Raw genomic sequence first — 11,603 nt, 5'->3', positions numbered from 1 at the left:
CCCTACTTTGCGAGCGTTATAGATGACTCTCCATGGTGTTTCCATATATGGGGGTGTTTTGCAAGCTGTGACATGGCCTCAATAAGCGCATCACGGGCCTCAGCATTTGCCGCTTCGGCATAAACGCGCACGTAGGAGCCTGATCGAGATGGACGCAACATCGCCCAAGAGCCATTTTTGAACTGCACGCGCAGTCCCTCAGCATGATTGACCGATACCGGCTCCATCCCCGCCAGAGTAGGCGGGTTGAGTCCCGGAAGCAGATTGCGCAGAGTTTGGGATGCGGCAGAATCCAGGCGTAAATCACGCCGTATATATGACATTGAACCCAAACGCTCGGAAAGCTCATCTACAAGTTCGGATAGAGGACGCTTCTCCTGTGCCAAAAGCTCCAACACCAAAAGACAACTCAAAAGGCCATCTCGTTCATACAGATGTGCTGGTATGCAGATGCCACCGTATTCCTCTGCAGCCATTACAACATCACCCTGGCGCACTTCAGCATAAAGGCGATCAAAACCTACGGGCACTTGAGTAACTTCTAAGCCAAGGCGCTTTGCTTGTGAAACAGTACGCATAGAACTCGCCAATGTTGTAACCACACGGCCACGTAGTCCATGGTATTCAACGAGATAACCCAAGATTAAGGGAGCAAGATTGTGTGCAACAATCAGCCTTCCCTTTTCGTCAATAAGCGATGCACGATCGCCATCACCATCAAGCACAAAACCCACATCCGCGTGCTGACAGATAACCAGCTGCTCGCACTCATCTACCCAAGGCTCTACAGGTTTGGGATGCAAGCCATCAAAATCTTCACGCCGGTCCCCATGAATCTCAGTAACCGAGCAGCCCATCGTTTCAAGCGCACTGTATAAAACCCCAGATGCTGCACCATACATGGGGTCAAGCACAATCCTTAACTGCGCTGAGCGAATCAGATCAGTGTCAAAGTAGGACAAAAGATTATCAAGATAAGGTTTTACTAAATCAGCTCGCTCAACCTCACCATAGGTGGGAAGAGGATTCGCCAGTACACGCCTCTCAACTTCACGCGCAAATGCAGAGGTCACGGGACCGCCATCTTTACCGCGAGCAATAATGCCGCCGTATTCACAGGGACTCTCAGAAGCTGTAACCATTAGTGCACCCGCAGCATGGCTATCGTTTGCCGCAGCCCATTCAACAGCCGGCAAAGGACAGGCGCCAAGGGACACCTGTGGCTGTAGTCCAAAAGCCGCAAGCGCCTTGCCTATAAGCAGCGCAAATGATTCGGCGTGGTAGCGCCTGTCATAGCCCACATATACACGGGCGTCACCATAGCGCTGAGACCAAATTGCACCAATAGCTCCAGCGACACGCGTGACATTGGCTTCGCTAAAGTCTCCGTCAAAGCGCCCCTGCCAACCAGAGGGAGCAAACCTAATGACGGGCATAATTCTGCCCCTTAGACCCTAGCTCCGCCGAGACCCTCAATGAAGGCGTCACGGATCGCGGGATTAGCAAGCGCCATACGGGCATTGGTAGCAGCCCAAGCAGCGGGAGTGCCAGTATCACAGCCTTCGTTGGGATCTACTACAACAGCGTACATTTCTTCTTCTTCAAGAAGACGTGCCATTGCATCGGTAAGCTGAATCTCACCACCAGCACCAGGGCCTTGAGTGCGCAAAAGCTCCATCACCCGGGCAGACAACAGGTAGCGACCAACAATAAAGAGATGGGAAGGAGCATCTTCTGGGCTAGGCTTTTCTACCAGACCACTAACCTTCCAGACAGCGCCAGATTCCTCATTGGCTGCGCCCTCAATACCAGAAAGGCTCTCAACACGCTCGCCAGCGATAATGCCATAGCGGCTCACCTGATCGGCGGGCACAGGCGCAACCGCAATGACAGAAGCACCGCCATGAGCCTCAGATACTTCCTGCATATGTACACACATCTGCTTTTCGGGCACAAAATAGTCGCCAAGCAGAACAAAGAAAGACTCATCGCCTGTTTCAGGAGCAGCACAAAGTACCGCATGACCCAGACCGCGCGGATCATCTTGATACGCAAAACTTACCGGTAGAGCGCCTGCTTCATGAACAAGCTCTGCTTCTTTACTTTTACCATGCGCGCGAAGATATTCCTCGAAATGCTTATCCACCGAAAAGTACTCGTTTATCTGCGGTTTTTCATGAGAGTTAACGATTACAACACCATCAACTGCAGAAGGCGCCAATGCCTCTTCTACTACGTACTGAATAACAGGTTTATCAAGCACAGGAAGAAGTTCCTTGGGCAGCGCCTTGGTAGCCGGAAGAAAACGGGTGCCAAGACCTGCGGCAGGGATGACGGCCTTCATAACAGAATCCTTTCGTTTGTGCTGCATTTTCTAACAGATTTCTTTATGTATAAAGCAGAGCGCGAGAGTACCTCTACGGGCTACGACTCGATGTTGAGAGAAACGCCCTTCTTCTCTAGGTAACTGACCCAGCGATCCATAGTATCCGCAGAGAGATCGTGCTCCATGAGACAAGCTTCATCGTTTGCCGTCTCGTGGTCGACACCTAATTCTTGCTCAAGGAAAGCGCGCAGCGTAAGGTGGCGACGCCAGATGTCACGACCATACTCACGGCCCTGGGGCGTAAGCTCGATACGACCATAGCGCACCTGCTCGACCATGCCAGCTTCTCTCAAGGCGGTCAACGCTTTGTTAACGCTTGCCTTGGAAACATTCAGCTGATCGGCAACATCTACCGAGTGAACACCCTGATCAGGCTTATCGCTTGTCTGACTCAGTCTGTAGATAGATTCGAGGTAGTCCTCGCTCGACATAGAAAGGCTATCAGCACCGTGAGTGTTGACCTTGCCTGACTTTATAGTCATATGTAAAACCCTTCATTCGACATCAGTTGAGGCTAACTTTACCCACTGAAGTGGCTTGCCAAACATCACAATACCCGTGAACGGTCAAGCAGATAGAGATTATTCGCTATCAAAACTGGGATCGGGCAAATCAACACGGCGAATGACGGCGCCAACCGAGGTGAGCTTGGGAACAAAGCCTTCATAGCCTCGATCGATATGATGCACATCGGTAACCGTGGTATAGCCGTCAGCAACAAGACCAGCCATAACAAGTGCAGCACCACCGCGCAGATCAGGGGCCTTTACTTCGGCTCCCGAGAAACGAGAAACGCCATGCACAATAGCATGATGACCCTTGATAACAATATCAGCACCCATGCGCTGCAATTCGCTGGCAAACATAAAGCGATTCTCAAAGACATTCTCGGTTACAACACTGCTGCCATTAGCAAGTGCCAATAAGCACATAGTCTGCGCTTGCATATCGGTCGGAAAACCCGGAAAAGGTAGGGTCTGAATATCCGTCGGTTTAATAGGACCATTTTTGCGCACTACAACACCATCAGAAAGACGCTCAATATCAAGCCCCATAAGCTCATATTTGCGCAAAACTAGATCAAGATGTCGAGGGTCAAAGCCACGTACGGTCAAAGGACTGCCAGTCAGCCCACCCATACCGATAAAGGTACCAGCTTCAATACGATCACCAACGGTACGATGCTCCACAGGATGAAGAGTTTCTTTGGTACCTGTAATCTCAATGACAGGAGTGCCTGCACCCTTGATGTGAGCGCCCATTTCATTAAGAAGATTGGCTAGATCGACGATCTCGGGTTCGCGAGCGGCATTGTCAATAACAGTCGTTCCGCGCGCATGCACCGACGCCATCATGAGGTTTTCAGTAGCGCCAACACTGGCAAACTCCAAGGTCACCGTCGAACCAATCAAGCCATTAGGTGTTGAAGCATGGATGTTGCCGTGATCGATATCAAAACTCACACCCAAAGCCTCAAGACCAAGAATGTGCATATCAATTTTACGAGCACCAATGTTGCAGCCACCAGGCATGGCAACCACTGCCTTGCCAAAACGACCCAAAAGAGGGCCGAGTACTGCTGTTGAGGCTCGCATCTGAGCTACTAATTGATAGGGTGTTTCCCACTTGTCAACACCTGAAGTATCAATACGGAGCGTATGCTCATCCGCGACCTCAATCTCGGCACCGAGACGCTTGAGTACCTTGCCCATCACATGCACATCGGCAATATTAGGCACATTGGTAAGTGTTGTTACACCAGGGGCCAAAATGGTAGCTGCCATAAGCTTTAGGGTGGAATTTTTTGCACCCTCAACGATAACTTCGCCACTAAGGGGATGTCCGCCCTCGACTTGTATTGCTTCCATGAGGCCCTCTTTCGTCAGCTACTACTCTCCTACTGTAGCAGTCGCATCAGAGGAGGCGGCGTGCTTCAGTAGCAGGTTGCACCACTTAATCTTTTCGTCATAATACGCATTGCTGTGGTCATCTGCGGCAAGCTGCTCTTTTGCATCAAAAGCTTTTTGACGCGTCTGTCGCACAACATCGGGTTCAATATCATCCGAGCGACGCGCGTGGTCAGCCAAGATGATGACCGTGTCATTGCTAATTTCGGCATAGCCACCCGAAATAATAACGTTCATCTGGCCACCACCCTCTTCGTCGACGGGGTGCAGGCGCACTACGCCGTCGCCAAGAGCGCAAATCTCAGCAGCATGCCCAGGCCAGACACCTACCTCACCCGAAGGGGTGAGGAGAGTCAAATCCTTGGCATGTCCTTCAAAGAGAAGTTTGTCTGGACGGACAAACTGGCAGGTAATAGAAGACATAGGCGTCCTACTCCCCCGCTACAGAGTTTTCTGCCATCTTGGCGGCGCGAGCACGCACGTCATCAATCGAGCTTGCATAGCGGAACGCCTGCTCGGGAAGATCGTCGCACTTGCCATCAACAATCTCTGCAAAAGAGCGAACAGTTTCTTCAATGCTGCAGTACACACCTGCATTACCTGTGAATTTTTCGGCAACATGGAAGGACTGAGACAGGAATTGCTGGATTTTGCGCGCACGAGCAACAACTAGCTGCTGCTCCTCGGAAAGCTCGTCCATACCCAAAATGGCAATGATATCCTGCAGGTCGGAGTACTCCTGTAAAATCTCCTGCACAGCTACAGCAACACGATAGTGCTCCTCGCCAACGATGCTGGCATCCAGTGCAGAGCTAGAGCTCGCCAGAGGATCAACCGCAGGATAAATGCCCAAAGATGCGATGGAACGCGAAAGAACTGTCGTGGCATCCAAGTGGGTAAAGGTTGTTGCAGGTGCGGGGTCGGTCAAGTCGTCCGCAGGAACATAGACTGCCTGAACAGAGGTAATAGAACCTTGCTGCGTCGAGGTAATGCGCTCTTGCAAATCGCCCATCTCGGTAGCCAGCGTAGGCTGGTAACCAACAGCAGATGGCATACGACCCAGCAGTGCGGAAACCTCAGAGCCCGCCTGCGAGAAACGGAAGATGTTGTCAATAAAAAGCAGTACGTCTTGACCCTTGTCGCGGAAGTACTCGGCGGTAGTTAAACCAGCCAGGCCAACACGCAAACGCGCTCCAGGCGGCTCGTTCATCTGACCATAGACTAAGCAGGTCTTCTCCAAAACGCCAGATTCCTTCATCTCGAGATAGAGGTCAGTACCCTCGCGCGTACGCTCACCAACGCCAGTAAAGACTGAGGTGCCACCATGCTCTTGTGCAAGGTTGTTAATGAGCTCCTGAATCAAAACTGTCTTGCCAACACCTGCGCCACCCAAAAGGCCAGTTTTACCACCGCGAACATAGGGCTCAAGCAGGTCAATCGCCTTAATGCCCGTCTCAAAAATCTCTGTCTGGGTGGTCAGCTCGTCAAAGGATGGTGCGGGATGATGAATGGGGTAATACTCAACATCGTCGGGTATGGGTTTGCCATCAACAGGCTGACCCATGACATTCCACACGCGACCCAAGGTAGACTGGCCAACAGGCATCATCATGGGGTGTCCGGTAGCCTTGACCTTAACGCCACGCTGCAAGCCGTCAGTCGACGACATAGCGACGGTGCGCACGACATGATTGGGCAACTGAGACTCGACTTCGAGAATGGTCGAGATGTGGCCCATGGGCGTATCGGCTTCAACCGTAAGTGCGGTATAGATGCTTGGCATGCGATTGCCAAACTGCACATCTACGACAGGACCCACGATACGAACAATGGTGCCAGTACCAGCGGTACGAGACATCTGCTGAACTGCAGCTTCCTCAAGAGCGCTATGCTCTCTCGTAGTTTCCATAGACATTAGTCACTATCCTCCAATGCAGCTGCGCCGCCGATAATCTCGTTGAGCTCAGTGGTAATCGAGCCCTGACGCACGCGGTTGTAGGTCCTCTCGAGACTACTTAAAACTTCCTCTGCGTTATCCGTAGCCGACTGCATAGCGCGACGACGTGCGCCATGTTCTGCTGCAGCCGAATCGAGAAGTGCGTGGAAAATCACCGTTCTAATATACGAAGGAATCAGATAGCCCAAAACCTCCGAAGCGGAAGGTTCAAAGGTAAAGTCTGGATAGCGTTTTACCACTACCTCCCCCATTGCCTCGGGATCTCGTGGCGCATTGGGCATCATGAGACTCTCACGCGACAAAGGCAGCAGCTGCTCGGTTACAAGCTCCTGCTCCATGCGGTTTTTGGCATGCCAGTACTTGATGACAACGCGGTCTACCCTGCCTGAGCTGTAAGAATCCATCACATAGGAAGCAATACGCTCTGCTTCCTCACGTGTAGGCTCGGCAGAAATCCCTACAAAAGAAAGTGCAGGAATCATCTTGCGGTAGGTAAAGTACTCAGTAGGCTTGCGACCACAGGTAATAACACTGGTTTTCTTGCCCTGAGAGGCAAGTTTTTGCATCTCACGCTCTACCTCGCGCTGAGGCACGATATTAAAACCGCCGGCAAGACCACGATCTGAAGCAATCAGAATAAAGAGCACACTCTTTTCCTGCGAACGCTGAATGAGTAGCGGGTATTCAGACAGTGAACTTGCTGCAGCAACATTGGCAAGGATATTGGTAATTGCATCCTTGTACGGTCCTGCTTCCTCAGCTCTTTGGAGTGCATGCTGAATACGCGCCGTGGAGATCATCTCCATCGTGCGCGTAATCTGCATAGTGCTCCTAATGGAGGACATGCGATGCGATATTTCACGAAGATTCGCCATATCTACCTTTACGCCTTGCCCTGCTTTTGGGAGTCATCGGTATCCTGTGCATCCTCAGAAATGCTCTCCACATCAATCTCCTCATGGTTGGGGTGATTGACTAGGAACTTCTCCTTGAAGTGCGCAATATGAATCTTGAGACGCTCTGCTTGCTTGTCGCTGATCTTTCCCTTGACGATCTCACAGCGCAGGTTGTCATGACGGTCGGTCATGTACTTTGCCAGCTCGTCACGGAACACCACGACGTTCTCAAGATCAATGTCATCAAGGAAGTTTTCCTTGGCAGCAAAAATCGAGATAACCTGGTCAGCAACAGGAAGGGCTGCAAAGCGCTTTTGCTTGAGCAACTCCATCATGTGTGCGCCGTGGTTGAGCTGATAGCGGGTCGTCGCGTCAAGGTCAGAGCCAAACTGTGCAAAGGCCTGCTTTTCGCGGTAGCTTGCCAAATCCAAACGCAGCGTACCAGCAACCTGCTTCATAGCGGCAAGCTGTGCCGCACCACCAACGCGGGACACCGAAATACCCACGTCAACGGCAGGACGCTGACCCTGGAAGAAGAGGCTCGACTGCAGATAAATCTGACCGTCAGTAATCGAAATTACATTGGTCGGAATGTAAGCAGAGACATCGCCTTCCTGCGTTTCAATGATGGGGAGTGCCGTCATAGATCCACCGCCGTTGGCGTCGCTCATCTTTACCGCACGCTCCAGCAGACGTGAATGCAGGTAGAAAATATCGCCCGGATACGCCTCCCGTCCAGGCGGACGATGTAGTGTCAGGGACATCTGACGATATGCCACCGCCTGCTTTGACAGGTCGTCGTAGACAACAAGTACGTGTCCGCCGGGATGTTCAGCATCAGCAGATTCACCATTGGCATCGTTGTACATGAAGTACTCGCCGATGGCAGCGCCTGCCATAGGGGCAATGTATTGCATAGGAGCAGAGTCTGCAGCGGTAGCAGCGACAATGATTGTCTTGTTAAGAACGCCACGCTGTGCCAGCTCCTCGCGAATGGCGGCAACAGTCGATGCCTTCTGGCCGATTGCGACATAAATACAAATCATGTCGGTCTCGCGCTGATTGACGATAGCGTCAATAGCGATTGCCGTCTTACCTGTTTTGCGGTCACCGATGATAAGTTCGCGCTGGCCACGTCCAATAGGCACCATAGCATCGATGGCCATAAGCCCGGTCTGCACAGGTTCGCAAACGGGCTGACGCTCCATAATGCCCGGCGCCTTAAACTCAATAGGACGACGATGTGTCGTGTTGATGGGACCTTGCCCGTCGATGGGCTGACCCAAAGGATTTACCACACGACCAAGCATGGCGTGTCCTACGGGAATATCCATAACACGGCCAGTAGTATGGCACTCATCGCCCTCTTTGATGGTGTCGACCTCGCCAAACAAAACCGCACCAACAGAGTCTGTATCAAGGTTTTGAGCCAGACCGTAGACCGAGTGAGCGCTACGAGAGCTGGTAAACTCCAGCAGCTCACCTGCCATAGCAGTCTTGAGACCATCAATACGAGCAATACCGTCGCCTACCGACGTAACAACAGAGGCCTCATTGAGGTCAACTGTTGCACCAATATGCGCCAGCTTGTCACGCAAGGCACTCATGACCTCGCTAGAGCTAATGCTATTTGTCATTGTCATCAACTCCGATAAAGGTAGTTGAGAGCTGCCTGCGGATGCTGGTGAGTTGTGCACGCACCGATGCATCAAAACGCTTGCCACGCTGCTCGAGAATGATGCCACCCAAAATCTCAGGCTCTACTCGCTCAACAAGATAAATAGGGCAGCCAAGATCTGCTTCGACCTTTGTCTTGACCTTGCGGCGCAGCTCCTCATCCAGAGGAACTGCTGTGGTCACCGTAACATTTACGGTGTCATCCTCATTATCGATAATCTCTTTGTACTGCTTGGAGACAGCATCGATAAGCTCTAGGTCACCAGCATGATGCATGGCACCCAGTGCCTCGAGAACCTCAGGTGAGAACTTACCTGCATGCAGCCACTGCACGAGGTCAGCGTTGGGGCGACCCTCAGCACGACCCGCTTCAATCAGCGCGCGAGCGTAAGCCTCAACCTTCTCCTTGTCGTCGCTACTCTTTGTCATTGGTCTTTCCCACTTCTGCAAGGTACTTCTCAGCAAGAGAACGCTGCTGATCCTCGGAGAGCTCATTGCCGATAATCTTGCCTGCAATTTCAACAGAAAGGTCTACAACAGAGCCTGAGAGCTCAATCATGGCCTTACGGCGCTCGCCTTCAAGGGCCTCATGCGACTTTGCGATAATGCCCGACGCTTCTTTTTGCGCCTTAGCAAGCACCTCAGAACGCACAGACTCTGCGTCCTTCTTTGCCTCGGCAACAATCTCTCCAGCCTCGCGCTGCGCCTGATCAAGGCGCGCCGCATATTCCTTCTTTTCCTGCTCAACAGCGGCACGAGTCCGCTCTGCAGCATCTAGATCTTCCTGAATTTTTGCCTGGCGATCATCCAAAGTCTTGAGAATCATAGGCCAAGCAAACTTTGCCAGTAAAAACCAAATGACTAGGAAGGCAATGAGTGCGGGAATGAATTCCGCAGGCTTGGGGATCAGAATGCTCGCGCTTTCTGGCATGCTGCAACCTGCGAGAGAAGCCGCTGAAATCGCGGCGAAGCTCAGTGCAGCAAGCTTGCGCACACCCTTCGGCGTCTTGTTATCCATATTGCTAGCCTCCGTCCAAAACGTCCGTGTCACTCTGTTTACCTACTTGGCAATCAGGGTAACGACGAAGCCGATCAGAGCTAGGGCCTCGACAAATGCAGACGCGAGAATAAATACGGTGAACAGACGGCCCTGTACTTCAGGCTGACGCGCCATTGCGCTCGTGGCACCAAAAGCTGCCAAACCGATGCCCAAGCCAGCGCCAATAACGCCGATGCCGTAACCAATAACTCCCACGGTTCCTCCTTATGACTTACCAATTACGTGCGTGCTATTTCTTACACGTTATGCCAAGCGGGCGTTATACCCGCGCAAGGCCAATTTATGCCGCGAATTTTGCGGTATTTTGGCGCGCCTAATCGCCCTCCTCAGCGGAGTTAATATAAACGGCGGTCAACAGCGTAAAGACATATGCCTGAATAGCGGCAACCAAGATCTCAACTAGATAAATGATGATGAGCACAAGAACCCACGCAACAGATGCGAGGACTCCAGCCGCGTTTGCAGGATTAAATGCAGTCAACAGTGGCTGGAAGAACATCGAAGCAAGAATAGCAAAGGTGCCCATAACGATGTGACCAGCGTACATATTGCAGAAAAGTCGGATTGCCAGCGTGATAGGACGAAGCAACGTAGAGAACAGCTCAATGACCCATACCAGCACAGCCATGGGCAGGGGAAGTCCTTCGGGGGCGAGACTCTTGATATAACCCCAGCCGCCCTTGGCTTTAACGCCCATCCAGATAAAGTAGATAAAAGATACAAGAGCAAGTGCTGCGGTAGTGCCAATGGTGCCCGTGCCAGGGTGCATACCAGGCACAATACCCACCACATCATTTACCAAAACAAAGAAAAACAGTGTCGCAATATAGGGAAAGTGCTTACGCCACTTGTCGCGACCAAGCATGCCAATACAGAGATCATCGCGTACAAACTCAATGAGGAACTCCATACCATTGACAAACTTGCCTTTAGGAGCAATCGATTTTGCTTGGGCCTTAGTGAAGACCACCATGAGAACAAGCAGCAAAATGCAGGAGAGGTACAACCAGAACGAATACTGAGTAATTCCAAAGCCTAGGTTACCAAAAGCTGGTGTGGAATCAAAGCTCCTTACGAGCTCATCCACAACCGCTGGCAGCTTATCAAAGACTTCCACAGCAAGTCCTTTCCCCAACCTGGCCTTAGCCTTTTTGGGCATCTCGCCAGGCACGTACTGCTTCAACAGTCCAAAGACTGAGATATGCAGCTACTAACGCAATCCCAAAACTCAGCTCTTGCTCTGGCGCAACCACCCACACGACAAAAAGAGCAAGTTCAAATACACAAAGTGACACAATAACACTCAGTAGCCCTAAAGCAATACTCACTTTCCCGCGCCGTTGTATAGCGCGCTCAAACAAATATGCCTGTGGGAGAGCTCCCACTATGCCACATATAGCACCTACAACTGCTGTACTCCATGTCTCCAAGGCGCTATTCCTTACCGCAAGTCAAACCTGACGGCAGTATAGTTCTCGTAAATTGTACTCCCTCTGAACTATATACGAACTTACGCCTTCATCACATAAGTCCGAGACCCTTTTTTGAATTCCTCGCTTACCCTATCATCAAGATTGGGCGCAGATAATAGTAGGCTACCCGAGAACAGGACTTCTTATGCTGCATTGCACAGACTGCGAGTTTGGCAAATTCGAGCGCAACGAGCACCATAGTTCCGCAGTTTGCCTAGTCTAGATTTTCAAGAAGCCCCAGTGCAAGG

General features: G+C 51.6%; 13 protein-coding genes. All 13 read right to left on the bottom strand.

Annotated features, from left to right (window positions below; translation table 11 throughout):
• Positions 1-2 precede the first annotated feature (2 nt).
• The 13 genes from ACO5JD_RS09050 to ACO5JD_RS08990 all read right to left on the bottom strand — a co-directional run bounded on the left by ACO5JD_RS09050 (position 3) and on the right by ACO5JD_RS08990 (position 11,313).
• A complete protein-coding gene (locus tag ACO5JD_RS09050; RefSeq protein WP_484989328.1) occupies positions 3-1,436 on the bottom strand; it encodes a phosphohexomutase domain-containing protein in 1,434 nt (477 codons plus the stop codon).
• Positions 1,437-1,447: 11 nt separating this feature from the next.
• On the bottom strand, positions 1,448-2,344 hold the full coding sequence (locus ACO5JD_RS09045; protein ID WP_484989326.1) for a UTP--glucose-1-phosphate uridylyltransferase: 897 nt from the start codon (positions 2,342-2,344) through the stop codon (positions 1,448-1,450).
• An 80-nt stretch (positions 2,345-2,424) separates the two neighbouring features.
• Positions 2,425-2,868, bottom strand: a complete 444-nt coding sequence (locus tag ACO5JD_RS09040) for a metal-dependent transcriptional regulator (RefSeq protein ID WP_484989324.1) — start codon at positions 2,866-2,868, stop codon at positions 2,425-2,427.
• 99 nt (positions 2,869-2,967) lie between these two features.
• Positions 2,968-4,254, bottom strand: a complete 1,287-nt coding sequence (gene murA, locus ACO5JD_RS09035; protein ID WP_484989322.1) for a UDP-N-acetylglucosamine 1-carboxyvinyltransferase — start codon at positions 4,252-4,254, stop codon at positions 2,968-2,970.
• 21 nt (positions 4,255-4,275) lie between these two features.
• Positions 4,276-4,716 carry an ATP synthase F1 subunit epsilon gene (gene atpC, locus ACO5JD_RS09030; RefSeq protein ID WP_021626230.1) on the bottom strand — a complete coding sequence of 147 codons (441 nt, stop codon included), beginning with the start codon at positions 4,714-4,716 and terminating at the stop codon, positions 4,276-4,278.
• Between the two features lie 7 nt (positions 4,717-4,723).
• Positions 4,724-6,202, bottom strand: a complete 1,479-nt coding sequence (gene atpD, locus ACO5JD_RS09025; protein WP_484989320.1) for a F0F1 ATP synthase subunit beta — start codon at positions 6,200-6,202, stop codon at positions 4,724-4,726.
• Positions 6,203-6,207: 5 nt separating this feature from the next.
• Positions 6,208-7,125, bottom strand: coding sequence for an ATP synthase F1 subunit gamma (gene atpG, locus ACO5JD_RS09020; protein WP_484989318.1), 918 nt, complete (start codon positions 7,123-7,125; stop codon positions 6,208-6,210).
• An 8-nt stretch (positions 7,126-7,133) separates the two neighbouring features.
• Entirely contained in the window at positions 7,134-8,783 is a 1,650-nt protein-coding gene (gene atpA, locus ACO5JD_RS09015) for a F0F1 ATP synthase subunit alpha (RefSeq protein ID WP_484989316.1), read from the bottom strand.
• A complete protein-coding gene (locus tag ACO5JD_RS09010; protein WP_484989314.1) occupies positions 8,773-9,252 on the bottom strand; it encodes a F0F1 ATP synthase subunit delta in 480 nt (159 codons plus the stop codon). Before ACO5JD_RS09010 ends, atpA begins: the two co-directional genes overlap by 11 nt.
• Positions 9,239-9,841 carry a F0F1 ATP synthase subunit B gene (gene atpF, locus ACO5JD_RS09005; RefSeq protein ID WP_484989312.1) on the bottom strand — a complete coding sequence of 201 codons (603 nt, stop codon included), beginning with the start codon at positions 9,839-9,841 and terminating at the stop codon, positions 9,239-9,241. The genes ACO5JD_RS09010 and atpF overlap by 14 nt, the downstream gene beginning before the upstream one ends.
• Before the next feature lie 42 nt (positions 9,842-9,883).
• Positions 9,884-10,078 carry an ATP synthase subunit c family protein gene (locus ACO5JD_RS09000; protein ID WP_484989310.1) on the bottom strand — a complete coding sequence of 65 codons (195 nt, stop codon included), beginning with the start codon at positions 10,076-10,078 and terminating at the stop codon, positions 9,884-9,886.
• 118 nt (positions 10,079-10,196) lie between these two features.
• Positions 10,197-11,000 carry a F0F1 ATP synthase subunit A gene (gene atpB / locus ACO5JD_RS08995; RefSeq protein WP_484989308.1) on the bottom strand — a complete coding sequence of 268 codons (804 nt, stop codon included), beginning with the start codon at positions 10,998-11,000 and terminating at the stop codon, positions 10,197-10,199.
• 25 nt (positions 11,001-11,025) lie between these two features.
• Positions 11,026-11,313, bottom strand: coding sequence for a hypothetical protein (locus tag ACO5JD_RS08990; RefSeq protein WP_484989306.1), 288 nt, complete (start codon positions 11,311-11,313; stop codon positions 11,026-11,028).
• Positions 11,314-11,603 lie beyond the last annotated feature (290 nt).

It is taken from the genome of Olegusella sp. (assembly GCF_057238325.1).
This window is presented reverse-complemented; position numbering and strand designations above follow the sequence as displayed.